We start from the raw sequence: 24,832 nt of genomic DNA, 5'->3' as shown, positions 1-24,832 counted from the left end.
AAATACGGCTATGCCGTTCCCCGTGAGGGGTCTGGCATAGCCGTGGTATGGACGGTTGCGATTAACGGCGGGCACCGCAGTCGCAGTATTCGTAGTCGACATAGGTCTCGTTGTGACCATGGTCTTCCTGATGGGAACCGACCTGAACCTGTTTCGTTTCGTAGATGGTTTCTGTACGGTAGTTGCCGATGTAACCAGCTTTAATAAGCTCTTTGGCATGAGCCTTTGCGTCGTTGATGTTACTTGCGACATATCCATCTTCAGCGAAGATGAAGTTTGTTCCAACAGCAACCTTCTGAGTTTCATAGTCGGGAACCGTCACCATGTTGGATACCCACTTCTGTGCGGTGTGTTGTTTCCACGAATGCTGGTGAGCAGGTTTGCTCGGCTTGTCGGAACCGCTGGAGTTTCCAGTGTTGCTGGAAGAGCCAGAGCTGGAATTGCTGTTTCCAGAGTTTCCAGAGTTAGAATTTCCAGAGTTGGAGCTGGAAGAGTTGGCGTTTCCGTCGGAAGGCTTGTCAGCAGGCTTGCTGGTAGTGTCGGCAGGTTCGCTGTCGACATTGACTTCCTCGTCGGCTTTAGAAGCGTCTTCCTTCGTCTCGTCAGAGGCGTTCGGGTTGGCGTTCACATTGCTATCGAGCTTGTCGAGGATGGCCTTTCCGTTGTCACCCTTGAGGGTGGAGTCGCCGTTTTCAACGGCGGTCTTCGTGTCGGTAACGATTGCCTTGAGCATATCGTCCGTCACCTTGTCTGCGGAGATGAAGGTCATCTGGCAGTCGACAGTGACCTCGTCCTGTTCGTCGGAGATTGCGACCTCTGTCGCATCACCTGTGTCGAACAGCTCGTAAGCTGAGCCGTCCTTATTGACAGGGCTGATGACATCGATGTCGTAGCGTCCCTTGTCAACTTCTACTTTGTCGCTGCCACAATGACAGGATAAGGAACAAGGGCATTTTCCGGGTAGCCGGGTTCGTTACCATTCGTCCCATTCATCAGCATTTTCCTCCAGATATTTTCTTAATTTCTCAAAAGAGCTTGTCCGCCTGTACTGTATCGTGCTTCTCGACGTGTTGAACAGCTCCGCAATCTCGGTATCGTTCATTCCCTCGAAGTAATACAGCAATATGGCTTTGCGCTTTTCTTCCGGCAAAGTACGGATTGCTTCAAGAAGCAGCTTTGGCGTGATTTTCTTCCCGGCTTTCTCAAAGACGGTTTCGGCGGCTTCACGTTTGAAATATTCATCAAACGTATGAAGCTGCCGCGCTTCGTCTAAGGTCATGTCGGAAAAGGTCACTTCCTTTGCCTTGTGTCTGCGAAGTTCTCTATGGGTGTCGCAAGCTTCATTGTGCAATACCGTATTACAAAACTTCTGAAAAGCACACTGTTTGTAAAACTCCCTGCTATTAGGTTCCACATTCTCACCTCCTTTCTCGTTGGAAAGTTGGTGGTGCTTCCCCCCTTTTCGCGGGGCAATACGGCGTTTTTCAAAAACGCCGAAGATTTTTTGAAATTTCTTCAAAAATTTTTTGAACGTACAAAATGCGCCCGTCCGAAAAGCCCGGACGGGCGCATAGGCATTGTAAGCAGTATCCAGATGATTAGACAGTTCATATATATAAGCGTAGTTTCCCCCGGTGGTGGGCGGGCTTTTTTTGATAAGTCAATAACTGTCGGATTTTGTCGATATGCTTTTTGCTTCATGGCGGCTACCTCCTTTAGCCGCCGATTTCAACAGTGATACCGCGTCATTTCATTAGAAGATAAAAAGAAACGGCGGCTTTGATTTTTCAAAGCTGCTGCGGAAACCAAAGAACGACAAGCAACAGTTCTGATTTTGCTCCAATATGGTTATTAGGGGCACAAATTAAAATCAAAAAAGAGCCGATAACAGCAGTATTTCAAACTGCATATTATCGGCTCTGCGTCTGTGCGTCTGGCTCTTTTAATTAAATTATTTCTGTTGTTTTTTGGCTTTATTATATGTATTAGCTAACTGTCCACAAGCTGCTTTAATCTCTCTACCATGAGAAACTCTCATGGTAACTTCAAGTCCTGTTTGCTCTAATTGATGTTTGAACGCAACCATTTCTTGTTTTTGTGGTGCTCTAATTTTTGAATTACTCGTCGGGTTGTATTGCAGCACGTTAATCATAACATTTTTGCCCTTAAACCATTTTGCAAGTTGCCTTATATCTGAGGAACGGTCATTTATACCTGGTAAAAGCAAATACGCAAATACCACTTTTCGATTATGCCTTTGAGAATAGGACAATGCTTGCTTAACAACATCTTCAATAGCGTACATGTGCATATGAGGAATGATACAGTTTCTCGCAGCCTGTGTTGCTGCATGTAAAGATATTGTCAACTGAATTTTTAGATGTTCTTCGCGCAATTTTTTTAATTGATTAACTGGACCAACTGTTGATACGGTAATGCCGTCGGTTGGAAAGTTAAGTCCATTTCTATCTCGAAGAATATGGATTGCTGCAATCAAGTTGTCGTAATTGAATAAAGGTTCTCCCATTCCCATAAAAACGATACGATTTACTTTTTGACGTATCAATACAACCTGCTGCACAATTTCAGACGGTGTTAGATTACGAACAAAACCATTGCGTCCGGACTCACAAAAAATACAGCCAACAGAACAACCAACTTGCGTACTTACGCAAACAGTCCCACCATCTCGCCGTTTAATAAAAACCGTTTCAATATACCTGTTATCTTTCAATTCATAAACATACTTTTCAGTATCGCTACTTTTATAGACTTTTTTTGTTGATATTGATAGATTTTCTTTGTGAAATGGCTGTTTATACAATTCCGTATATAAGGCTCTTGCTTTATCCTCTCCAATTACTTCCGACATTTCTTTGTAAGTAAATCCGTATGGGTCATTCAATATTTCCGTAGGTGTACTTTTAGGTAAGTGTTTCATTTAAATATCCTTCCTTTTCAAAATTAAAAAGTTTGTTTTTCAGAGTTTTTGATTATGATTTCTAGTTTTTCAACATCAACGATATGCGTTAATTTACATTTAGGGCAGAAAAGAGGAAAATTTCTTAATACCGTATTATAAAATACTTGAACCCTCGTCTTTCCGTTACAAAAACAAAATTAAGGCATAGTTTTGGATGTGCCCTTGTTCCCGTCCTTATCAGCCTTCACGGCGTGATAGAAGTCAACGGAAGCATTGTCCTCATCAAGCCCCTTGATGTGGACGATGGCAGGCGTGGAATTCTCGTCCCAGCCCTTGTCCGCCGTGATGGTCAATGTGATTCGATGGCCCGGCGCTTCTTCCCCCGTTTTAGCGGTTCCGCATGCGGCCAGTGATAAAGCCATGGCGAGGGACGCCGTCACGGCAAGCAGGCGCTTGACGGTCGGTGTTAGAGTCATATGAAAGAACCTCCTTTTATGTGTAAGCTGCCACTCTCACTTTTGGTGCGGCAGGCCGCACCTCATTGTCAGAGCAAAATCCAACATATTATTATATAATTATATATAAAATCTGCACGTAAATCAAGGGATTTCCCGGTCGGCGCACATTATCACGCTGTCCGGTGCCTCCCGCCGGAGATTGACACTCTTGCGTTGCAATTATATAATTATATAAAGTTTACCTAGGGAGGGAGTACGGATGGATGGGACCAAGAGTGGAGCCGCCCCCGAGAGGACGATTCTCTCGCTTTCCATAACGGTGGAGGACAAGAGAAAGCTGAAGATTATGGCAGCAGAGAGGAACACGACCATCGCGGCAATCATCCACGGGTGGGTGAAGGAGCATTGTTCCGACAAGTCGGAAGAAAGCACAAATTGAGCATTTGCGGACTAATCAAAAAGCATTTAATCAATTGAGATTGAAATAGAAAGTGTCTAAACGAATGGAGGTGATTCATTTGGCGAGAAAGAAATCAAAGCTCAACGACAACAACCTCGCCATCGCGTACTATCGCTACTCCTCCCACTCGCAGAACGAGGCGAGCATCGAACAGCAGCGCGAGCTTGCCCACGAATGGGCGGACGCGCACGGGCTGAAAATCGTCCGAGAGTACGAGGACGCGGCCATATCCGGCACGAAGGAAGACCGTCCGGGATTCCAGCTGATGTTGTCGGAGGTCGCAAAAATCCGTCCGAACACCCTCATCGCGTGGAAGACCGACCGTCTGGGTCGCGATAAGTACGTGCTGGCGATGGCGAAGAAGACGATTCGCGACGCGGGGTGCGAGATACACCTGCTGGCGGAGAACATCCCGACGGACACCGCCGAGGGAATCCTCATCGAGGGGCTGATGGAGGCTCTGGCGGAGTATTACAGCCGGAACCTGTCCGTGCACATCCAACGAGGGATGGACTTCAACGCCGAGCACGCGAACTTCAACGGCCATAAGGTGTTCGGCTTCAAGACGGAGAAGGTGGACAAGAAGCGCAAGTACGTCATAGACCCCGATACCGCGCCGTTCGTGCAGTTGATGTTCACGAAGTACGCCGAAGGAGAACCCATGCAGTCCATCTGCGACGAGTTCAACGAGGCCGGTCTGCGTACGTCGAGGGGTAACCCCTTCGGTGTGAAGACGATGCACAGGATGCTCAAGAACCGCGCGTACATCGGCGAGTACAGGCACGGCGAGTTCGTCGTTCCCGGCGGGATGCCCGCTCTGGTCGACGGGGAGACGTTCGACAGGGCGCAGAAGCGCCTCGCCGAGAACAAGCGCAAGGGTTCCCAGAGGGCGCGAGGAATGGACGAGGATGGCGCTCCTCGCTACTGGCTGACCGGGAAGCTGTACTGCGGCGAGTGCGGGGAGACGATGCAAGGCGTCTCGGGCACGAGCAAGACGGGGCGCACGTATTACTACTACTATTGCTCCGCCCAGCGGAAGAAGCTGTGCACGAAGAAGAAGGTCAAGAAGGACTGGATTGAGGACCTCGTGACCGACGTCCTGAGGCACATCATCGACGACTCGGAGAACCTGATGTCCCTTGCGGTGGACGCCGCCGTGTACTACAAGGAGCATTACAAGGAGACGGGGTACCTCGAAGGTCTGGAGGCGAAGCGCAAGGAGGTCGAGAAGGGCATCGCGAACCTGATGAAGGCAATCGAGGGCGGTGCGCTCAGCGACACCCTCATAGAGCGCCTAAACCAGCTTGAGGCGCAGAAGGCATCCCTGAACGACGCTATACAGGCCGAGAACGTCAAGGTCTCGCTGTGCGAGGACGAGCACAGCATCAAGGCGTACTTCGAGAAGTTCCTTCACGCGGACTTCGACAACCCGGAGACGCGCGATAAGATATTGGAATATTTCGTCGATAAGATTTATCTCTACGACGAAAAGCTGGTCGTGACCTCGTGGTATTCGGAGGATAAGACCGAAATCACGTGGGATATGCTGAAAGGAGCGGACGGCGACCCTTTTGTTAAAGGGGAAGCCGCCGAGTTCGACTGCTTCCCCTTAGGCTCCACTAAAAAAGTGCCGTGTTTACGGCACTTTTTGTTGTATGATAACAAGTTTTACGGAAGGGGCCTACTCGGCTTCCCCTTCTTTTACTATATCTTCCAGCACGTTGATGAGATCATGAATAGAGTTCAGCTGTACATCGCGCTCGAGAATACAGTTTTTAAGATTGATGGACAGAGATTCAAATTTATCCCGAATCTCTGGAGCTACATAAGACGCCATTAAAATCACCTCGGCATAGTATGTGAAATATGGCGGTAATTATACAAAAAATGAAACTAAAATAAAAATATCATGAAGGAGGAGATTATGATGCAGGAAAAAACTTTGGAGGAAGTGCGGGCCATATTTGAAAACGATCGGTTTGCCACGGAGAATGGAGCAGTAATTGATGAGATAGGGGATCACTATGCAAAATGTAGTTTGAAGATAGAGGACAGGCATAGGAATGCTATGGGAGCCGTGATGGGAGGCGTTTCATTTACTATCGCTGATTTTGCGTTTGCGGTAGCTGCCAATTGGCAGGAGATTGGCACGGTGTCCTTGAACTCCAGCATTACATATTTGGGCGCGCCAAAGGGAGAGTTCCTGACTGCGGAAGCGGTCTGCGTAAAAAATGGCAGGACGACCAGCTGTTACCGGATTATCGTAAGTGACGAGCTGGGTAACGCCGCCGCCACAGTGACAACGACCGGTTATAAAAAGGCGTAAGTCCCTTCCTGCTAACGTGGAGGGAAGGGCCGCCTATGCCTGAGGACGGGATTTCCGCCCGTTCAGAAGGGACATAACAATCAGCATCAGGGCCGGAAATACTATGGCGGTCAGGATGCCGCTTTTCATGGAACCGGAAGTGTCGGAGATGATGCCTACCACAGCAGGGCCGGCAGAGCAACCCACATCTCCGGCCAGAGCCAGCATAGCGTACATAAAAGTGCCGCCGCCTCTGCAGAGCGTCCCGGCGAGGGAGAAGACTCCCGGCCACATAAGGCCTACCGCGAATCCGGATACTGCACAGCCTGCGAGAGAGAGCACAGGAATTGGGGCATACACGGTAATCAGATACCCACAGACGCAGAGGCCGGAAGCAGCCAGAAGACCGTGCTTTAGATTAAGTTTATGCCCCTTCAGGCCGTATAACAGACGGCTCAGTCCCATACAGAAAGCGAAAGAGCAGGGGCCGAGCAAGTCTCCTGCCGTTTTGCTGATACCCAGTGCTTCTTCTGCGAACATAGAAGACCATTGGGCAATAGAGTGCTCAGAAGCGCCGGAGCAGATCATTAATATAAAGAGCACCCAGAAGATTCCACTACGGAATAGTCCTCCGGGCAGTCCTTCTTCCCCATTGTCCCCGGGCACTTCAAAAATTGGTATTTTTAAAAACCAGATGGCGGAGAACAGAGGGATGAATGCCCACAGCGTAGGGAGAAGACGCCAAGAATCGATACCTGCCGCGGCAAAATAGCATGTGGATAAAATAACGACTCCCATATGCCCCCAGCAGTAGAAAGAATGAAGAAGACTCATGGCGGACTCCTTGTTATCACTGGGAGCAGCCTCTAGCATGGGGCTGATGATGACCTCAAGGATTCCCCCGCCCACGGCATTCAAAAACATACAGATAATCAACCCTGCGTATGCGCTGGGAAGCAGGAAGGGAAGCCATGAGAATCCACTTAATCCTGCGATGGTGAATAAAAAAGAGATAACTCCGGTGCGGCGGTAACCAATTCGCTTGATAAGACGGGGAGATAAAAAATCCACTAGAATCTGAACACAAAAATTAACAGAAATCAGCAGACTGATTTTTTCCAGTGAAACACCGAACTGCCGGTGGAATGTTAAGAATAACAAAGGGGGAAGATTGTTTACGACAGCCTGTGTAATATAACCCATATAACAGCCGTAAATTGTGTGTTTCGCATTTAGTTTCATCGTACAATGCTCCTTGATTTTTATATGTAAAGCGGATGGTATTCTTATTAAAGTTACTACAAATAATAAGGTAAATCAATAGGCATCAAGGGACAAAATATCTTATTATCCTGACATCATAATATAAAAACAATCCGTATACTATGATGTAGGGAGTAAAAGGCTATACGATTGAAAATTAGCGGAAGGAGATTGGCTGAGTGGGGAAAAAGAACAGAGAAAAAAGAAGAGGAGATAGCCACAGGCAGAGGAAGCGTCTGATTGGGGGCATAATAGCTCTTATTGCCGCCGCCGTATATATTCTTATTTATCACAGGCCGGCTCCGAATTATGACATTTCTCAAAATGCAGCAGGGAGCCTGAAGGTACACTTTTTAGATGTGGGGCAGGCAGACTGTATTTTGATTCAATCTGACGGTAAAAATATGCTGATAGACGCGGGGAACAATAATGACAAAGAGTATGTCATATCTTATCTAAGAGAACAAGGAGTGACGCGGCTGGATTATGCCATTGGGACACATGCCCATGAGGATCACATTGGAAGTATGGATGATGTAATTCTCAATTTTGAAATAGGAGAATTGTTTCTGCCGGACCAGACTTATGAGACGCAGAGCTATACCGATGTCTTGATTGCGGCTGAGAATAGGGAACTTCACGTGACCCATCCTAAGTTTAAAGAGACCAGATATCTGGGGGAGGCCAGATTCATCTTCGTGATGCCGGATGCCGACCGGGAGTATACGGATATTAACGACTCATCATTGGGAATCCGCATAAGCAACGGCAAACACAGTTTTTTACTGTGCGGTGATTCCAGCAAAGCGATGGAAGAAGAGTTCCTTGACTCCAGAATCTACCTGCATTCCGATGTTTTTAAAGTAAGTCATCACGGGAGCAGTGATGCCAATTCCACCGCTTTTCTCAAAGCCGTAGACCCAGAATATGCAGTGATATCCTGCGGGAAGAATAACGACTATGGACACCCACACAAGAGGACGCTGAAACGCCTAAAAAAAACAGGTGCCAAACTATTCAGGACAGACCAACAAGGGACTATCATCTTCGAAAGCGACGGGAACATACTGACCTGCAATACAAATGCACTATAATCTGAACACTATCCATATGCCAATAACCACCCCGCCCCGTTCACACAAACAACACAAATGTTTGATAAGATGATACTAGAGTCAAAAAGTCATCCAATGTATGCTTTGCATGCAATTGGATGACTTTGGGACTCAAAAACATGAGAAAGTAGTAAGTATCATGGAAGTAATGTATACACCAATGAGGGAAGGAGCAGATGAGTAATGGAAAAGGTGAAAATATTAGTGGTAGATGATGAAAGCAGGATGCGTAAACTGGTGAAAGACTTCCTAGAAAGGGAAGGGTTTGCGGTGCTAGAAGCGGGGGATGGTCTGGAGGCTCTGGACATTTTCTATGAACATAAAGATATCGCGCTGATTATATTGGATGTCATGATGCCCAAAATGGATGGATGGCAGACCTGCAGGGAGATACGAAAGGAATCTAAGGTACCGATTATCATGCTGACGGCAAGAGGGGAAGAGCGGGATGAGCTGCAGGGATTTGAACTTGGTGTGGATGAATATATCTCCAAGCCTTTCAGCCCGAAGATTTTGGTCGCCAGAGTGGAGGCGATTTTAAGAAGAACGAACGCACTTGCCAGTGACGACGTGGTGAACGCTGGTGGGATTGAAGTAGATAAGGCGGCTCATATGGTCAAGATTAACGGCGAGTCTGTGGACTTGAGCTATAAAGAGTTCGAGCTTCTTACATACTTCATTGAGAATCAGGGGCTTGCACTCTCCAGAGAGAAGATATTGAACAATGTGTGGAACTATGACTATTTTGGAGATGCAAGAACGATTGATACCCATGTGAAGAAGCTGAGAAGCAAGCTGGGAGAAAAGGGAGAATATATCAAGACAATTTGGGGCATGGGTTACAAATTCGAGGTAGAATAAGATGAAGCATTCAATTAAACGGCAGATGATAACCGTATTTGTCGGTCTTGTGGCATTGATGATTGTTGTGTTTTTGGTGATTAACGGCAATTTTTTAGAGCGCTACTATATTGCGGACAAGCAGACCAAGTTTGTGAATTTATATGAGCAGTTGGAAGTGGCTGCGGTGGAAGATACCCTGATGGAGGATTCGGTCAATGAATCTCTGGGCATGTTCGCGCAGCAGAATAATATTTCTCTGCTTGTGAAGATTCAAGTGGACGGCAAGATGTACAGTAATGCGAAGGATCACAGTATGATGGAGAATCTGCTGGCAGGGCTGACATTTGACAAAATTAAGAAAAGCACTTTGAACAAGACGGACAATTATGAGGTGGGGAAGATCAGCTCGCCCAAAGATGCGACAGATTATCTGGCTATGTGGGGAAGATTCAGCAATGGAGATACTTGCATTCTGATGAGTCCGCTTGAAAGTATCCGGGACAGTGTGGATGTGTTCAATAAATTTATCGCGGTGGTAGGTATGTTCGTCATTGGGGTAAGCATCCTTCTTGCCTGGTATTTTTCGAAGAGGCTGACCGACCCCATTTTAGAGCTGGCAAGATTGTCTCAGGATATGGCTGATTTAGATTTTGAGGCTAAATACACGAGCGGGGGAAGCAACGAGATTGGTGTGTTGGGCCAGAATTTTAATATTATGTCGGAGACATTAGAGAGTACCATCTCGGATTTGAAGAAGGCCAATTATGAGCTTCAGAAGGATATTGAACAGAAGGAAAAGCTTGAACAGATGCGGACGGAATTCCTTGGCAATGTATCTCACGAGCTGAAGACTCCTATCGCGCTCATACAAGGCTACGCAGAAGGCCTGAAGGAGGGAATCAGCGACGATCCTGAGAGCCGTGAGTTTTACTGTGATGTCATAATGGATGAGGCGGCGAAGATGAATCAGATGGTGAAGAACCTTTTGACGTTGAACCAGCTGGAGTTCGGTGAGGATGACGTACAGTTCGAGCGGTTCGACATTGTTGATTTAATCCGCGGCGTCGTGGAGAGCAGTGAGATTCTGATTGAGCAGAAGGATGCCCACGTGATATTTAGGGAAGAAGAGGCAGTCTACGTCTGGGGAGATGAATTCAAGGTAGAGCAGGTCGTGAGGAATTATTTTAACAATGCACTGAACCATGTGGACGGGGAGAAGGTCATCGAGATTAAGATCCGAAAAACAGATAACATTGCAAGAATCAGTGTGTTCAATACTGGCGCCCCTATTCCGGAAGAAGACGTGGAGCAGATCTGGGATAAATTCTATAAGGTGGATAAGGCACGTACCAGAGAGTACGGCGGCAACGGCATAGGATTGTCCATCGTCAAAGCCATTATGGAATCTTTTCAGAAAGATTATGGACTCCATAACTATGACAATGGAGTGGAATTCTGGTTCGAATTGGACATGAAGTAAATGCGGCGAAATTCCACTTTCCTGTATTGCAATGTGAAAGTGTTTCCCTTATAATAGAGGACAATGAAAACAAAAGAATGAGGGACAAACGATGATAGCAATAATCGATTATGATGCGGGCAATATAAAAAGCGTGGAAAAAGCGCTGTTGTCTCTGGGGGAGGAACCGGTCATCACCCGGGACAGGGAGCAAATCTTAAATGCAGATAAAGTGATTCTGCCGGGAGTGGGAGCTTTCGGCGACGCGATGCAAAAGCTGAAAGAATATGGCATGGATAAGGTGATTCACGAAGTCGTAGCTAAAGAGACGCCGCTTCTGGGAATTTGTCTGGGCCTGCAGCTTTTGTTTGAGCGCAGTGATGAGGCGCCGGGGGTTGAAGGACTGGGCGTGCTGAACGGAGAAATTTTGAGAATCCCCGATATGGAAGGGCTTAAAATCCCCCATATGGGATGGAATTCCCTGCGTCTTATAAATGACGGAAGACTGTTTCGCGGATTAGATGATGAATCCTATGTATATTTTGTGCATTCTTATTACTTAAAAGCGACAGATGAGCGGATTGTCAAAGCGACGACAGAATACAGTACCTTGATTCACGCGGCCGTGGAGCAGGGGAACGTGTTCGCGTGTCAATTTCATCCGGAAAAGAGCAGCGATACAGGGCTTCATATATTGAAGAACTTCGTGGAATTGTAGGAGGGTAAGATTGTGTTTACAAAAAGGATAATTCCCTGTCTGGATGTGAAAAACGGGCGGGTTGTAAAAGGGGTCAATTTTGTAGATTTAAAGGATGCGGGAGACCCGGTAGAGATTGCCAAGGCTTACGATAAGGCGGGGGCGGATGAGCTGGTATTTCTTGATATCACCGCGTCTTCTGATGCCAGAAATACAGTGGTGGATATGGTGCGCAAGGTTGCGGAGACTGTGTTCATACCTTTCACTGTGGGCGGCGGGATTCGTACAGTAGATGATTTTAAGGCACTGCTCCGAGAGGGAGCGGATAAGATATCCATTAATTCTTCCGCAATCAACCGCCCGGTGCTGGTCAGTGAAGCGGCCGATAAGTTCGGCAGCCAGTGTGTGGTAGTAGCCATTGATGCCAAGAGGCGTGAGGATGGAAGCGGATGNGCCCGGTGCTGGTCAGTGAAGCGGCCGATAAGTTCGGCAGCCAGTGTGTGGTAGTAGCCATTGATGCCAAGAGGCGTGAGGATGGAAGCGGATGGAATATCTATAAGAACGGCGGACGGATTGACATGGGAATCGACGCGGTCGAGTGGGCGGCCCGTGTGGAGAAGCTTGGAGCCGGGGAGATTCTGCTGACCAGCATGGACTGCGACGGCACGAAGGCGGGGTATGATCTGGAACTCACCAGAACCATCGCGGAGACGGTGTCCATTCCGGTTATCGCTTCCGGGGGCGCCGGTGAGCTGTCCCATTTTTATGACGCGCTCAGTGAAAAGGGCAGGGCGGATGCAGCGCTTGCGGCATCACTGTTCCATTATAAAGAATTAGAGATCAGGGAAGTAAAAGAATACTTAAGAGAAAAGGGCGTGCCTGTGCGCCTGTAAGGAAAGAGTGAGGACTATGGGAGCAATTAATAATGACTGGCTGGAGGCTCTGAAAGAAGAATTTAAGAAGCCTTACTATAAGAAATTATTTCAGACTGTGAATCAGGAATACCGTACCCGCAGGGTGTATCCCCCGGCGGACGATATTTTCAATGCGTTTCACTTGACGCCCCTTAAGGATGTCAAGGTAGTCATTCTGGGGCAGGACCCGTATCATGGTGACGGACAGGCGCATGGGCTTTGTTTCTCGGTAAAACCAGAGGTGGAAATTCCGCCGTCTCTTGTCAACATATATCAGGAGTTGCATGACGATTTGGGCTGTACGATACCGAGTCATGGTTACTTGACGAAATGGGCTAAACAAGGGGTGCTTTTGTTGAATACGGTACTCACGGTGCGGGCACATCAGGCGAACTCCCACCGGGGAATTGGCTGGGAAGAGTTTACGGACGCGGCAATCACGGCGTTGAATGCACAAGACCGGCCGATTGTCTTTATCTTATGGGGGAGGCCGGCGCAGATGAAAAAGCAGATGCTGAATAATCCCAACCATCTGATCTTGGAGGCGCCGCATCCAAGCCCACTCTCGGCCTACAGAGGATTCTTCGGAAGCCGTCCGTTCAGTCAGGCCAACAGGTTTCTGGAGGAACACGGGGTGGAGCCAATAGACTGGCAGATAGACGAGCTGTGAGAACAGAACACGCCAAACTTAAATATAAAGATTGTGTGACACCAAGATTAAGAATTTCGTAATTTTGGTGTCATTTTTGTTAAATAGTTGACCATGTCTTCTACATTTGGCATAATAGATACATGAATGAATATTCATATGAAAGGGGTAAACATGAAAAAGATGGAAGCGGAATGTTGTGATACTGTACACATTCATGAAGAACTAGTCCACAAAGTGGAAGGGCATATTCCGGATGAAGAGGTTTTAAAGGATTTGGCGGATTTTTTCAAAGTATTTGCAGATACTACAAGAATCCGGATTTTATGTGTACTTTTCCAGACGGAAATGTGTGTCTGTGATTTGGCTCAGGTGCTGGGCATGACACAGTCGGCCATATCTCATCAGCTCCGTCTTTTGAAGCAGATGAAGCTCGTGAAGAACCGAAGGGAAGGGAAGACTGTTTTTTATTCTCTGGCAGACAGTCATATTCAGACGATTATGAATCAGGGAATGGAGCACATCTCTGAGTAAGTGGAGGTGCGCCAAGTTTTAGAATGAAGAGGCATTGGATTGATGGCAGATGAGGGAAAAAAACAATGGATAGTACTTGGCATAGGAATAGTTGTGTATGCCGGGGCTGTCATTTTATCAATAAAATATAAGCTGAGGGGCGGTTTAGAGTTTGCGTTGTTTGCCGAGGCGTACCTTCTGATTGGATTTTCTGTATTCCGAAGGGTAGTGGCAAACATTGAGCAGAGACAGTATTTTAATGAGAATGTCCTGATTGTATTGGCCACGGCGGGAGCCATGGGAGTCGGACGGTATATAGAGGCGGACGCAGTGCTGCTGATGTTTGCTCTGGCAGGTATCGCGGAGAACCGGACGGTGCGGCGCTCGAAGAAATTTATTCAGGATTTTATCGATATCCGTCCGGTGACTGCTATTAGAAAGGTTCGGGGAAAAGAAGTGGAGGTCGATCCTTCCGAACTTAAGCTGCGCAATATTGTAGTGGTAAAACCCGGAGAGAAAGTTCCTATCGACGGAATCGTGACGGCGGGGGCGACCACGCTGGACACACAGGCCCTGACGGGAGAGACGATTCCCCGGGCAGTGGGAGTTGGAGATAAGATTTACAGCGGAAGCATTAATCTGACGGGAGCTGTAGAACTGCGGGTGACCAAGACTTATGAAGATTCTACCGTTTCCCGGATTATGGAGATGGTGGAGGCTGCCGGGCAGGAAAAGGTAAAGCAGGTCACTCCCGTTAAGCGATTTATGCATATTTATACACCAATCGTAACACTGGCTGCTTTTTTCATTGCTGTCGTGCCGCCGCTGAGTTTTGCGTGGGGACATTGGCATGAGTGGATATACAGAGGGCTGATATTTCTGATTGCGGCCTGCCCGTGCGGGCTTTTGATCAGCGAGCCGCTGGCTTATCTAGGCGGTATTGCGGCGGCTGCAAAGCATGGTGTGATTGTAAAGGGCGGACATTTTCTGGAGCTCCTTACCCAGTCGGACATTTTTATATTTGATAAGACGGGGACTTTGACAGAAGGCGTGTTTGCCGTGACAGAGGTGCACCCGGAAGCGGGGATGGAGGCGGAGGAGCTGCTTAAAATGGCGGCTTACGCGGAGTGTTATTCGAATCATCCGATAGCCAAATCCCTTCAGGAAGCATACCAAAAGCCGATAGATAAAAAGCAGATTAAATCCGTGAAGGAGACGGCGGGGTATGGGGTCAGCGCGACGGTCGAGGGAAAAAGAGTACATATCGGCAACCGCCGCATGGCTGAGAAGCAGAAAGTAGAATATGCCCATGTGGAAAGTTCCGGAACGGTGCTCCATGTGGTGATAGATAAAGTGTATGCGGGCTATATTGTCGCAGAGGATATGATAAAGGAAGAGGCCTATTCTACAATGGAATGGCTGCAGAAGAAGTTTCACGCGGTGCTGGTGATGCTGACGGGAGACCGTGTGGCAGCGGCGAGAAAGGTGGCGTGGGATCTGGATATGGACTATGCTTACGCCAATTTACTGCCTGAGGAGAAGCTGGAACATCTGACAGAGTTCAAGCAGATTCAAGGGGATAAAGAGAAGGTGGTGTTCGTCGGAGATGGTATCAACGACGCGCTTGTCCTGACGGAGGCTGATATTGGAATCGCAATGGGGGCTTTTGGCTCTGACGCGGCTATCGAGGCGGCAGACGTTGTTCTCATGGAAGACGATATTTCGAAAATTATAGATATCATTAAGCTGGCAAAAGAGACGGTGCAGGTAGTTAGAAGTAATTTGATTTTGGCCTTTGCAACAAAGGCTGTCGTTCTGTTGTTCTGTATCCCGGGATATATGGGGCTGTGGACAGCGTTGGCTGCCGATTTGGTGGTTATGTTCGTGTCTTTATTGAACGCTATATCTATTGTGAAATATCCGGTAGACTGATGATGTGATAACGAGAGAACTATTAGGAGTATAGAATGAAGACTGGAAGAAAGAAACAGATTCTTGCGGCGCTGCTTGCGGCAGCCTGTATTGGGCTTGCTGGCTGTGCGGATGCTGTGGAGGATGGATTGGAGCTTTTTAAGGAAGCAAAATACACAGAGGCGGCAGAGAATTTTCAAAAGGCGGTTGATAAGGGTGAGAATTTAGGAGAAGCTTATCGAGGCCTCGGCATCTGTTACTGGGAGCAGGAGGACTATGAAAAAGCGTCGGAGGCTTTTCAGAGCGCGCTGGACAATGGGACAGAGAAGACTGCTACGATTTATAATATGCTTGGAATCTGTGAGATGAAGGCGGAATCCTATAAAAAGGCAGCTTTTTATTTTATGAACGGGCAGATGAAAGAGGGGGCCAGTGAAGAGCTGATGCAGGAGATGGCATTTAATGAGATTGCCGCATATGAGGCGGACGGCGATTATGGAAAGGCTCTGCAGAAACTGGAAGGATATGTGGCGAAATACCCGGACGACGAGAAGGCGGCAAAGGAGCTGGCATTTTTGAAGACACAGGCGCCTAAAGAGTAGCAGAAGAATGAAAATGGGAGGCAGATATGCCGGTATATGATTTGACGGAAAAAGAAGAACGAGTGATTTTGGTAGGGGTGCGCACGGGCGAGCATGATGATACGGAGCGCTCTTTGGATGAGCTGAAGGATTTGGTGAAGACTGCCGGGGCTACGTCTGTGGCGCGGGTCATCCAGAATCGAGAGGCGGTGCATCCGGGCACCTATGTGGGCAAGGGCAAGATAGAGGAGATTAAAGAGCTGATTTGGGAATATGAGGCCACCGGCATTGTCTGTGATGATGAATTGAGTCCTGCCCAGATGGGGAATCTGACGGATGAACTGGACACGAAGGTCATGGATAGAACCTTGGTAATCTTGGATATTTTTGCGGCGCGGGCGTCTACCAGTGAAGGGAAGATTCAGGTGGAGCTGGCCCAGCTCAAGTACAGGCAGTCCCGTCTGGCCGGTTATGGAAAGGCCATGTCCCGTCTGGGCGGCGGTATCGGTACCAGAGGGCCCGGTGAAAAGAAGCTGGAGATGGACAGGCGTCTGATCAAAAGCCGTATCGCACAATTGAACCGGGAGCTGAAGGATGTGAAGCGGCACCGTGAAGTTACGAGAGAACAGCGCAGCCGCAGCCATATGCCCGTCATCGCTATTGTGGGATATACTAACGCAGGAAAGTCTACGCTGCTCAATACACTGACAGATGCAAAGGTGCTGGAGGAGGATCAGCTCTTCGCCACGCTGGATCCGACCACGAGGAACTTGAAGCTGCCAAGCGGGCAGGAAATCCTGCTTACGGATACGGTCGGGTTCATCAGGAAGCTTCCGCATCATCTGATCGAGGCATTTAAGAGTACGCTGGAGGAAGCCAGATATGCAGATATTATCCTGCATGTGGTGGACACTTCCAATCCGCAGATGGACGATCAAATGTATGTGGTCTATGAGACACTGCAGAGACTGGAAGTGATGAATAAGCCTGTGATTACGGCTTTTAATAAGATTGACCGGACAGGTCAGGAGGTGCTCGTCCGCGATTTTAAGGCGGATAAGACGGTGCAGATATCTGCGAAGAAGCAGCAGGGACTGGAGCAGCTGCTGGCCGCTATAGAAGATATCCTCCGGGAACAGAAGATTTATGTAGAGCGGGTATATCCGTACCCGGAAGCCGGGAAAATCCAGCTCATCCGTAAATACGGAGAGCTCATGGAAGAAGAATGCCGGGAAGACGGAATATACGTAAGGGCCTATGTGCCGAAAGAAATCTACGGAAAACTATAAAATAACAGGCGGCAGAGCGGCGTCAGCCGGCTCTGCCTGTCTCATTTAAGAAAAGGACTGTGGGTATTATGTCTTTGCAATTTATTTTTGGGAATTCCGGATCGGGGAAGTCCCATTATTTATATGAGCATATCATACAGGAGTCAATCAAATATCCGAACATCAATTATATTGCCCTTGTGCCGGAGCAGTTTACTATGCAGACACAAAAAGAGCTTGTCCTGCGACACCCAAGGCAGGGGATTATGAATATTGATGTGCTGAGCTTTGCGCGGCTTGCCTTCCGCATATTTGAGGAGACGGGAGAAGGACGGGCGGATGTGTTGGATGATGAGGGAAAGAACCTGATTCTGAGGAAGGCTGCCGGCAAAGTGGAGGATTCCCTCCGTGTTTTGAAGGGGAATCTGAAAAAGCCGGGCTATATCAGCGAAGTGAAGTCGGTGATATCGGAGCTGACGCAGTATAATATACAGCCGGACGGAATGGACGCGATGCTGGAGGCCGTTTCCGATGAGTCTTATCTGTACTATAAGCTGCAGGATATCCAGACGGTATATCAGGAGTTCGAGGATTATCTGGCGGACAAATATATCACGAAAGAAGAGCTTTTGGATGTGCTCTGCGGGGCGGTGGGTAAGTCGGAGATATTGAAAAACAGCGTAATCGCCCTTGACGGATTTACGGGATTTACTCCGGTGCAGAATAAAGTGCTGCGTGAGATGCTGCGGCACTGCCGGAAGGTATTTGTTACGGTTACGCTGGATGAGCGGGAAGATCCTTATGTACTGCAGGATAAATACCAACTGTTCGCCATGAGCAAGCAGACGGTCATCAGTTTGACGAAAATCGCCAAGGAAGAAAAGGTCTGGGTGGAGGAGCCGGTGTGCCTGTATGAAAAGCCGGTCTATCGGTTCCGGGACAATGAACCGCTGGCGTTTTTGGAATCGGAGCTCTTTCGGTACGGAAACAAGACTTACGGCTGCAGGCAGAGTGCCGTGCGTATTTATTGCGCGAGAAATCCGAAGGAGGAGGTGGCAGCCGCGGCGCAGCGGATACGCGCGCTGGTGCGGAAAAAAGGCTACCGGTACCGAGATATCGGAGTGATTGCCAGTGATATGACGGTCTATGCCGATGAGATTGAGGCAGAGTTCGAGAAATATAACATACCGGTATTTTTGGACTATAAACGGAATGTCCTGCAGAATTCGTTTGTGGAATATGTTCGCAGCCTGCTTGCGATGGCGGAACAGAATTTTACGTACGAGAGTGTATTCCGCTTTTTGAGGACCGGTCTGGCCGGATTTACGGCGGATGAGATAGACAGGTTGGAAAATTATGTACTTGCGCTGGGCATGCGGGGATACAAAAAGTGGCAGGAAAAATGGCTCCGCAGGGCGAAGGATACGACGGAGGAAGAGCTGGAGCTGCTCAATGGACTCAGGGTCCGTTTTATAGAAATGATGGACGAGTTGATGTTTGTCCTCAAGCAGCGCAGAAAGACCGTGCGGGATATGACGGAGGCGCTCTATTATTTTTTTGTAAGAGAAGACATGCAGAAAAAGATGAAGATGCAGGAAGAACTGTTTGCGGAAGCGGGAGAATTAGCCCTTGCCCGGGAATATGCCCAGATATACCGGGTAGTGATGGAGCTGTTTGACAAGTTCGTGGGGCTTTTGGGGGAGGAACCAATGTCGCTGGCAGAGTATAGCCGGCTGCTTGACGCGGGATTCGAGGAAGCCCGGGTGGGCGTGATTCCCCCGAGCATTGACGAGGTCACGGCCGGAGATATTGAGCGGACAAGGTTGAAGGATATAAAGGCCCTATTCATGCTGGGGGTAAATGACACCCTGATTCCGGGGACGGCGGCGGGCGGCGGCTTGCTGTCCGAGTGGGACCGGGAGCGTTTTGAAAGAGAAGGAATCACGCTGGCTCCGGGAGCGAAGGAAAAGACGTATATTCAAAAGTTCTATCTCTATCTGCACATGACAAAGCCTACACAAGAGCTGGACTTGTTCTACAGCAAAGTGGGGGCGGACGGGAAGGGGCTGCGCCCTGCCTACTTAATCTATGACGTCCGCCGTATGTTTCCGGATGTCACCGTATTTGATATGGAACAGTACGGGCTGTCCTATATGGAACTGACCCCTCGTACAGGTGTTGATTTTGTGATTGAAGGATTGCGGGATATGAGGCTTGCCCAAGAGGGGCCTTGGCAGGAATTGTACAGATGGTATATAAACCGCCCGGAATGGAGGCAGGGGATAGAGAGGCTGGTGGAAGCCAGCTGTTACCGGAAGCAGAAGGATGGAGTGAAGCCGCAAACCGCCAAGGAGCTGTATGGAGATAACGAACCCAGCGTTACCAGATTGGAGCGTTTTACTGCCTGCGCCTGTGCCCATTTTCTTACTTATGGGCTGCGGCTGCGGGAGCGGGAGGAGTATGAGTTTGCCGCGGTCGATTTCGGAAACGTGTTTCACCGTTCACTGGAGCACTATGCCCGCAAAGTGGAGAAGGAATCCGGGGATTGGACGGCGCTTCCGGAGGAGAAGCAGCGGCAGTTCGTGGAGGAGAGCGTGGAGGAGAGCATCGTGGATTACAGCAACACGGTTCTGTACAGCTCCGCCCGCAATGCGTATATGATTCCCCGCATGAAGCGGATGCTCACGAGAACAGTATGGGGGCTGACACGCCAGCTGGAGCGCGGGGAGTTCAAGCCCGAGGGATACGAGGTAAGTTTTGCCAGCGGCAAGATTGACCGTATTGATATTTGCGAAAACAAAGACGAAGTGTATGTGAAGGTACTGGATTATAAGACCGGGGCGAAAGCCTTTGATATGGCAGCCTTTTATTACGGACTTCAGCTGCAGCTTGTAGTGTATATGGAGGAAGCCTTGAAGCTTGAAGAGCAGAAACATCCGGGGAAAAAGGCGGTTCCCGCAGGTATTTTTTACTATCGTATGAAGGATCCGGTGGTGGATAAAGAGATAGATGAGGAGAAGCTGAACGAGGCCATTTTGAAGGAGCTTCGTCTGGATGGGATTGTAAATGGTGACGATGCGGTCGTGCGGAGACTGGACAAGGAGTTCTCAGGCACATCCTCCGTCATACCGGTGGCCCGGACGAAAGCTGGATACAGCAAAACCTCGAAAACATTGAGCGCCGAAGAGTTCGGGGAAGTGCTCCGGTACTCCGGGGAGAAGCGGAAAGAGCTGAGGCGGGCGATGACAGAAGGCGAGGCGGACGCGGCGCCCTATGCCATGGGGCAGAATACGGGCTGCGATTTCTGCCGGTTCCGAAATATATGTGGGTTTGACGAGCGAATCGAAGGGTATGAGTACCGGAAGCTGGCGAAGCTGAGTCAGGAGGAAGTGATTGAAAGGATAGAAGACCGGAAATCGGATAAGACATCGGATGAGGATAGTCGAATGGAAGGAGGCGCCGCAGGAGATGGGGACAACATGGACGAAAGAACAAGAGCAGGTCATTAATATCCGGGATAAGAACATATTGGTCTCTGCGGCGGCAGGCTCAGGTAAGACGGCCGTTTTGGTGGAGCGCATCATAGGCAGGCTGACCCGGGAGACTCCGGCGGTGGATGTGGACCGGCTTTTGGTAGTGACTTATACGGAGGCGGCTGCGGCGGAGATGAAGGAGCGTATCGGCGCGGCCATCGAGAAAGCGTTGAATGAACAGCCGGACAATACACACCTTAAGAAGCAGTCCGCCCTTATCCATACGGCCAAGATTACAACGATTCACAGCTTCTGTCTCTCGGTCATCAAGGAATATTTTCATACCATCAATCTGGATCCGGGGTTTCGTATTGCGGAAGAAGGGGAATTAAAGCTCTTGAAGCAGGACGTTATGCAGGAAATGCTGGAGGCTAGATATGAGGAGGCGGATGAGCAGTTCCTGCAATTTGTGGAGAGCTTTGCCACTGGACGCGAGGACGCCAGACTGGAGGAGATTATCTTGACCCTCTATGAATTTGCGGGCAGTTACCCGGAGCCGGAGGAATGGCTGGATTTCTGCGCAGAGGCTTATGAATCTGGTTTGGAAGAGGAAGGGCCGCTGATGCGCAGGGCAGTATCCTATATCCGCAAATGCATGGAGGATGTTCTTAACGATATACAGGAGGCAAAGCAATTGTGCCTTGAAGAAGGCGGGCCCTATATGTATGCGGCTGCGGTGGAGTCCGATGAGGAGATCGTGGAGCGGATTCTACAGGCGGAGGCCTATGAGGAGCTGTTCTTGGCATTTGGCGGCGCGAATAAGTTAGCCTTCGCCCGTCTCGCGGCCAACAGAGATAAAACGATAGAGGAAGAGAAGACCGAGGCAGTGAAAGAACTGCGGGAGCGGTGGAAAAAGACGATTAGCAGTATCAAGGACACCTATTTTTTCCAAGAGCCCAAGGAGATGCGGGCAGATATGCAGATGTGCCGACCGGTGGCAGGGATGCTGACGGCTCTTGTCAAGGAATTTCAAAAAGCGTTTGCAGAGAAAAAAGCGTCCCGGGGCCTCATAGATTTTCGTGATATGGAGCAGTTTGCCCTCCGGATTCTGACGCGGGTGGAGGACGGGAAGCGTGTGCCCTCTGAGGCGGCCGAAGAATATCAGGAGCAGTTTGTAGAAGTGATGATCGATGAGTATCAGGACAGTAACCTGATTCAAGAGGCAATACTCACCAGTGTCTCCCGTGTGGGCAGGGGGGAAAACAACTTATTCATGGTGGGGGATGTGAAGCAGAGCATCTATCGCTTCCGCCTGTCCAGACCGGAGCTGTTTATGGAAAAATACCACACGTATAGTACGGCGGAGGAAGGAGATTGCCGCAGGATAGATCTGCATAAGAATTTCCGAAGCAGGAGGGAAGTGCTGGATAGCGCTAATGCCATTTTCCGCCGGATTATGACGGAGGGATTTGGAGGAATTGCCTACGATGACAATGCGGCCCTCTATGTGGGGGCGGCCTATGAAGAACAGCCGGGTAATGGAACAGAAATCCTTGTGATTGAGACAGACGGCGAGGAGATGGAGGGAAAAAAGACTACAGAGGAGCTTCGAGTGCTGGAGGCGCGGGCATCGGCTGCCCGGATTCACCGGCTGATGGAGCAGCAGAAGGTATGGGATAAAGAGGCAGGACACTTCAGACCGATGTGTTACAGTGATATCGTAATCCTTACTCGAAGCCTAAAGGGCTGGACGGATGTGTTCGCCAGAGTCCTTGCAGAAGAGGGCATTCCCGCGTTTGCAGGCTCTAAGGAGGGCTACTTTGAGACGCTGGAAATCGGATGGATGCTGGACTATCTGCGGATTCTTGACAATTACCGGCAGGACATCCCTCTGACCGCTGTTTTAAAATCACCTTTTGGAGGACTGAGTAATGAGGAACTGGCGGAGATAAGAAATGGATGGCCGCAGGAACCGTTTTATTTGGCGGTTCGGAAGGCGGCAGATTTAGAGCGGGTTCCTGACAGGCTGCAGGAAAAGCTGCGTGCAATTCTGGCCCAAATGGACGAATTCAGGGAAAGAGTACCTTATACTGCCATCCATGAACTCTTGGAGCAGATTGTAACAGAGACCGGATACCGCAATTATGTGGCGGCTATGCCCGCCGGAGAGCAGAGGCTTGCCAATCTGGAAATGCTGCTGAACCGGGCCAAGGCTTTTGAGGCTACCAGCTACAAAGGATTGTTTCACTTTGTCCGTTACATCGGCCAGCTGCAGAAATATGATGTGGACTATGGCGAAGCGGGAATCTATGATGAGAAGACGAATGCGGTGCGGCTTATGAGTATTCATAAAAGTAAGGGGCTGGAATTTCCCATTGTGATTGTGGCAGGAATGGGAAAGCAGTTCAATACACAGGATGTACGGGCCAGTGTTGTGCTGCATCCGGAGCTGGGGATTGGCATCGATGCGGTGGATATCCAACGGCGTACGAAGTGCCCATCGCTTTTGAAGAAGGTCATTCAGACGGAAACTGGGCTTGAGAACCTTGCGGAAGAACTACGCGTCCTTTACGTCGCCCTGACCCGGGCAAAAGAAAAGCTGATTATGATTGGAACCGCGTCAAAGGTAGAAAAAATGCTGGAGCCCAGTGCGGGACTACGTGGAGGGAGAAGCGCCCTTCCTTATACACGTCTTACGGGCGCCCGTTCTTACTATGACTGGGTGCTGCCGGCAGTGGCCGGAATTTCGAAAGAAGTGCCGATTTCCGTGAAAATGGTCAGTTTGGAAGAGCTGGATGAGGAAGAAAGGGCGAAGGAGGAAGCGGAGGTTCTGGATAAGGATATCTTGCTGCCCGCAATCGCGGAGGAAGACAGCCCCCTTGCAGTACGGGACAAGGAATTTGCAGAAAGGCTGTCGGAACAGTTTTCCTATCAGTATCCATATGAAGGGGAAGCGCAATTGAAATTAAAGTTCACGGTGTCAGAGTTGAAAAAACGGGCAGCCCTTGCGGAGGATGTGAGCGAAACCGGCGAAGAGTTGGTGGAAGAGGCGGATGTGGTGCCGCTGATACCCGGTTTCCTGCAGCAAGAGGAAGAGCTAAAGGGTGCGTCCAGAGGGAGCGCATATCATAGGTTCTTAGAATTACTGGACTTTACAAGGGAATACGGGGAACTTGAGCTGAAAGAGGCCATGGAGAGATTCCGGCAGGATGGCAGGATGAGCCAAGAGGAAGTGAGCTGCATACGCTGTGACGATATGCTGTGCTTCCTGAATAGCAGGAGTGGGAGGCGGATGCAGCGGGCGGCCAGAAGCGGTAAACTGCATAAAGAGCAGCCGTTTGTTTTTGGGGTGGATGCCAGAGAGGTCTATCCGGAAACAGATGCCGATGAAGTGGTGCTGATTCAGGGAATTATAGATGTCTATTTTGAAGAAGAGGATGGGATCACCGTACTCGATTATAAGACAGACCGAGTGTCGGACGGGCAAGAACTGGTGGAGAAATATCAAGAGCAGCTTCATTTGTACGGACGTGCCCTGCAGCAGATGACGGAAAAGCCGGTGAAGGAAAAGATTATTTATTCCTTTTTCTTGAGAGAAGAGATCGGGGGCGGTCTGGATGCCAATGATATATAAAATGATTGCTGCTTATCTGCTTATAATAAATGTGGCGGCTTTTTGTGCATTTGGAATAGATAAAAGGAAAGCGAAAAAGAATGCATGGCGTATACCGGAAAAAACGCTTCTCGCCCTTGCTCTATTGGGAGGTTCTGCCGGGGCACTGCTGGGCATGGCAGTCTTTCATCATAAAACGCGGAAAAAGAAGTTTTCTATAGGCATTCCTCTTATTTTGACGGTACAGTCTGGGCTTGTCTGTTTTCTTTTATGGAATTTTTAGATTGGTTTGGAAAAATGAAAAGCGTTGGAAGAATCTTATGATTCTCCAACGCTTTTTTCTATAAAAACTTTGTTCCCTATGTTATAAAAACCTCTCCGTGGAAT

At 49.0% G+C, this 24,832-nt stretch carries 20 protein-coding genes and 3 pseudogenes; 16 read left to right on the top strand and 7 right to left on the bottom strand.

The genetic code is table 11. The features are described 5' to 3' along the window. Nucleotides 1-61 precede the first annotated feature (61 nt). The 6 genes and pseudogenes from BN6465_RS15720 to BN6465_RS15700 all read right to left on the bottom strand — a co-directional run bounded on the left by BN6465_RS15720 (nucleotide 62) and on the right by BN6465_RS15700 (nucleotide 3,399). The gene (locus BN6465_RS15720) at nucleotides 62-733 is read right to left on the bottom strand and encodes a hypothetical protein (RefSeq protein WP_154670273.1); all 672 of its coding nucleotides are present in this window, start codon (nucleotides 731-733) and stop codon (nucleotides 62-64) included. Between the two features lie 240 nt (nucleotides 734-973). Then, nucleotides 974-1,414 (bottom strand): RNA polymerase sigma factor, encoded by a 441-nt coding sequence (locus tag BN6465_RS15715; protein ID WP_002569188.1) that lies wholly within the window; start codon nucleotides 1,412-1,414, stop codon nucleotides 974-976. A gap of 101 nt (nucleotides 1,415-1,515) precedes the next feature. Beyond that, a complete protein-coding gene (locus BN6465_RS15710) occupies nucleotides 1,516-1,701 on the bottom strand; it encodes a hypothetical protein (RefSeq protein WP_009243795.1) in 186 nt (61 codons plus the stop codon). Between the two features lie 250 nt (nucleotides 1,702-1,951). Next, on the bottom strand, nucleotides 1,952-2,941 hold the full coding sequence (rlmN, locus tag BN6465_RS15705; RefSeq protein WP_002569187.1) for a 23S rRNA (adenine(2503)-C(2))-methyltransferase RlmN: 990 nt from the start codon (nucleotides 2,939-2,941) through the stop codon (nucleotides 1,952-1,954). Nucleotides 2,942-2,964: 23 nt separating this feature from the next. Beyond that, a pseudogene (locus BN6465_RS20290) lies at nucleotides 2,965-3,102 on the bottom strand (cysteine-rich KTR domain-containing protein); the annotation flags it as partial. An 18-nt stretch (nucleotides 3,103-3,120) separates the two neighbouring features. Beyond that, nucleotides 3,121-3,399 carry a hypothetical protein gene (locus BN6465_RS15700; protein WP_066736964.1) on the bottom strand — a complete coding sequence of 93 codons (279 nt, stop codon included), beginning with the start codon at nucleotides 3,397-3,399 and terminating at the stop codon, nucleotides 3,121-3,123. Between the two features lie 241 nt (nucleotides 3,400-3,640). Between BN6465_RS15700 and BN6465_RS15695 the strand changes: the two genes are divergently transcribed. The 3 genes and pseudogenes from BN6465_RS15695 to BN6465_RS15685 all read left to right on the top strand — a co-directional run bounded on the left by BN6465_RS15695 (nucleotide 3,641) and on the right by BN6465_RS15685 (nucleotide 6,167). Beyond that, a complete protein-coding gene (locus tag BN6465_RS15695; protein WP_065532245.1) occupies nucleotides 3,641-3,820 on the top strand; it encodes a hypothetical protein in 180 nt (59 codons plus the stop codon). 64 nt (nucleotides 3,821-3,884) lie between these two features. Further along, nucleotides 3,885-4,934: pseudogene (locus BN6465_RS21630) on the top strand (recombinase family protein); the annotation flags it as partial. 834 nt (nucleotides 4,935-5,768) lie between these two features. Beyond that, the gene (locus tag BN6465_RS15685) at nucleotides 5,769-6,167 is read left to right on the top strand and encodes a PaaI family thioesterase (protein WP_066736962.1); all 399 of its coding nucleotides are present in this window, start codon (nucleotides 5,769-5,771) and stop codon (nucleotides 6,165-6,167) included. Between the two features lie 33 nt (nucleotides 6,168-6,200). Here the strand turns inward: BN6465_RS15685 and BN6465_RS15680 are convergent, their stop codons facing one another. Next, nucleotides 6,201-7,388 carry an MFS transporter gene (locus BN6465_RS15680; RefSeq protein WP_066736960.1) on the bottom strand — a complete coding sequence of 396 codons (1,188 nt, stop codon included), beginning with the start codon at nucleotides 7,386-7,388 and terminating at the stop codon, nucleotides 6,201-6,203. 200 nt (nucleotides 7,389-7,588) lie between these two features. Between BN6465_RS15680 and BN6465_RS15675 the strand changes: the two genes are divergently transcribed. From BN6465_RS15675 to BN6465_RS15615, 13 genes and pseudogenes are all read left to right on the top strand, one after another. After that, nucleotides 7,589-8,503, top strand: a complete 915-nt coding sequence (locus tag BN6465_RS15675; protein ID WP_066736959.1) for a ComEC/Rec2 family competence protein — start codon at nucleotides 7,589-7,591, stop codon at nucleotides 8,501-8,503. A 204-nt stretch (nucleotides 8,504-8,707) separates the two neighbouring features. Next, the gene (locus BN6465_RS15670; RefSeq protein ID WP_066736957.1) at nucleotides 8,708-9,385 is read left to right on the top strand and encodes a response regulator transcription factor; all 678 of its coding nucleotides are present in this window, start codon (nucleotides 8,708-8,710) and stop codon (nucleotides 9,383-9,385) included. A 1-nt stretch (nucleotide 9,386) separates the two neighbouring features. Then, nucleotides 9,387-10,847 (top strand): sensor histidine kinase, encoded by a 1,461-nt coding sequence (locus BN6465_RS15665; protein ID WP_066736955.1) that lies wholly within the window; start codon nucleotides 9,387-9,389, stop codon nucleotides 10,845-10,847. A gap of 91 nt (nucleotides 10,848-10,938) precedes the next feature. Beyond that, complete coding sequence (hisH, locus tag BN6465_RS15660) at nucleotides 10,939-11,544, top strand: imidazole glycerol phosphate synthase subunit HisH (RefSeq protein ID WP_066736953.1); 606 nt, start codon at nucleotides 10,939-10,941, stop codon at nucleotides 11,542-11,544. A 12-nt stretch (nucleotides 11,545-11,556) separates the two neighbouring features. Further along, nucleotides 11,557-12,416 (top strand): annotated as a pseudogene (gene hisF / locus BN6465_RS21735) (imidazole glycerol phosphate synthase subunit HisF). A 16-nt stretch (nucleotides 12,417-12,432) separates the two neighbouring features. Then, nucleotides 12,433-13,107 (top strand): uracil-DNA glycosylase, encoded by a 675-nt coding sequence (locus tag BN6465_RS15650; protein WP_066736951.1) that lies wholly within the window; start codon nucleotides 12,433-12,435, stop codon nucleotides 13,105-13,107. 153 nt (nucleotides 13,108-13,260) lie between these two features. After that, nucleotides 13,261-13,620: an ArsR/SmtB family transcription factor gene (locus BN6465_RS15645; RefSeq protein ID WP_066736948.1), complete on the top strand. Its 360-nt coding sequence runs from the start codon at nucleotides 13,261-13,263 to the stop codon at nucleotides 13,618-13,620. A 42-nt stretch (nucleotides 13,621-13,662) separates the two neighbouring features. Then, nucleotides 13,663-15,531: a heavy metal translocating P-type ATPase gene (locus tag BN6465_RS15640; RefSeq protein WP_066736946.1), complete on the top strand. Its 1,869-nt coding sequence runs from the start codon at nucleotides 13,663-13,665 to the stop codon at nucleotides 15,529-15,531. A gap of 35 nt (nucleotides 15,532-15,566) precedes the next feature. Then, complete coding sequence (locus BN6465_RS15635) at nucleotides 15,567-16,112, top strand: tetratricopeptide repeat protein (RefSeq protein ID WP_066736944.1); 546 nt, start codon at nucleotides 15,567-15,569, stop codon at nucleotides 16,110-16,112. A gap of 26 nt (nucleotides 16,113-16,138) precedes the next feature. Then, nucleotides 16,139-17,380, top strand: coding sequence for a GTPase HflX (gene hflX / locus BN6465_RS15630; RefSeq protein WP_066736942.1), 1,242 nt, complete (start codon nucleotides 16,139-16,141; stop codon nucleotides 17,378-17,380). Between the two features lie 68 nt (nucleotides 17,381-17,448). Further along, nucleotides 17,449-20,868, top strand: a complete 3,420-nt coding sequence (locus BN6465_RS15625; RefSeq protein WP_066736940.1) for a PD-(D/E)XK nuclease family protein — start codon at nucleotides 17,449-17,451, stop codon at nucleotides 20,866-20,868. Continuing rightward, the gene (addA, locus tag BN6465_RS15620) at nucleotides 20,828-24,466 is read left to right on the top strand and encodes a helicase-exonuclease AddAB subunit AddA (RefSeq protein ID WP_066736939.1); all 3,639 of its coding nucleotides are present in this window, start codon (nucleotides 20,828-20,830) and stop codon (nucleotides 24,464-24,466) included. Before BN6465_RS15625 ends, addA begins: the two co-directional genes overlap by 41 nt. Beyond that, nucleotides 24,450-24,728, top strand: coding sequence for a DUF1294 domain-containing protein (locus BN6465_RS15615; protein ID WP_227183304.1), 279 nt, complete (start codon nucleotides 24,450-24,452; stop codon nucleotides 24,726-24,728). The genes addA and BN6465_RS15615 overlap by 17 nt, the downstream gene beginning before the upstream one ends. Nucleotides 24,729-24,832: the final 104 nt, after the last annotated feature.

The organism is Bariatricus massiliensis (genome assembly GCF_900086725.1).
GTDB classification, from domain to species: Bacteria; Bacillota; Clostridia; order Lachnospirales; family Lachnospiraceae; genus Allocoprococcus; species Allocoprococcus massiliensis.
Note: the sequence above shows the minus strand (reverse complement) of the source record. Positions and strands in the feature narration are given on the sequence as shown.

What these genes read in the sequence shown, in the direction of transcription:
- BN6465_RS15720 (WP_154670273.1), bottom strand. Translation starts at nt 733, where the DNA reads ATGCTCAAGGCAATCGTTACCGACACGAAGACCGCCGTTGAAAACGGC.
- BN6465_RS15710 (WP_009243795.1), bottom strand. Translation starts at nt 1,701, where the DNA reads ATGAAGCAAAAAGCATATCGACAAAATCCGACAGTTATTGACTTATCA.
- rlmN (WP_002569187.1), bottom strand. Translation starts at nt 2,941, where the DNA reads ATGAAACACTTACCTAAAAGTACACCTACGGAAATATTGAATGACCCA.
- BN6465_RS15700 (WP_066736964.1), bottom strand. Translation starts at nt 3,399, where the DNA reads ATGACTCTAACACCGACCGTCAAGCGCCTGCTTGCCGTGACGGCGTCC.
- BN6465_RS15695 (WP_065532245.1), top strand. Translation starts at nt 3,641, where the DNA reads ATGGATGGGACCAAGAGTGGAGCCGCCCCCGAGAGGACGATTCTCTCG.
- BN6465_RS15685 (WP_066736962.1), top strand. Translation starts at nt 5,769, where the DNA reads ATGCAGGAAAAAACTTTGGAGGAAGTGCGGGCCATATTTGAAAACGAT.
- BN6465_RS15680 (WP_066736960.1), bottom strand. Translation starts at nt 7,388, where the DNA reads ATGAAACTAAATGCGAAACACACAATTTACGGCTGTTATATGGGTTAT.
- BN6465_RS15670 (WP_066736957.1), top strand. Translation starts at nt 8,708, where the DNA reads ATGGAAAAGGTGAAAATATTAGTGGTAGATGATGAAAGCAGGATGCGT.
- BN6465_RS15665 (WP_066736955.1), top strand. Translation starts at nt 9,387, where the DNA reads ATGAAGCATTCAATTAAACGGCAGATGATAACCGTATTTGTCGGTCTT.
- hisH (WP_066736953.1), top strand. Translation starts at nt 10,939, where the DNA reads ATGATAGCAATAATCGATTATGATGCGGGCAATATAAAAAGCGTGGAA.
- BN6465_RS15650 (WP_066736951.1), top strand. Translation starts at nt 12,433, where the DNA reads ATGGGAGCAATTAATAATGACTGGCTGGAGGCTCTGAAAGAAGAATTT.
- BN6465_RS15645 (WP_066736948.1), top strand. Translation starts at nt 13,261, where the DNA reads ATGAAAAAGATGGAAGCGGAATGTTGTGATACTGTACACATTCATGAA.
- BN6465_RS15640 (WP_066736946.1), top strand. Translation starts at nt 13,663, where the DNA reads ATGGCAGATGAGGGAAAAAAACAATGGATAGTACTTGGCATAGGAATA.
- BN6465_RS15635 (WP_066736944.1), top strand. Translation starts at nt 15,567, where the DNA reads ATGAAGACTGGAAGAAAGAAACAGATTCTTGCGGCGCTGCTTGCGGCA.
- hflX (WP_066736942.1), top strand. Translation starts at nt 16,139, where the DNA reads ATGCCGGTATATGATTTGACGGAAAAAGAAGAACGAGTGATTTTGGTA.
- BN6465_RS15625 (WP_066736940.1), top strand. Translation starts at nt 17,449, where the DNA reads ATGTCTTTGCAATTTATTTTTGGGAATTCCGGATCGGGGAAGTCCCAT.
- addA (WP_066736939.1), top strand. Translation starts at nt 20,828, where the DNA reads ATGGGGACAACATGGACGAAAGAACAAGAGCAGGTCATTAATATCCGG.
- BN6465_RS15615 (WP_227183304.1), top strand. Translation starts at nt 24,450, where the DNA reads ATGCCAATGATATATAAAATGATTGCTGCTTATCTGCTTATAATAAAT.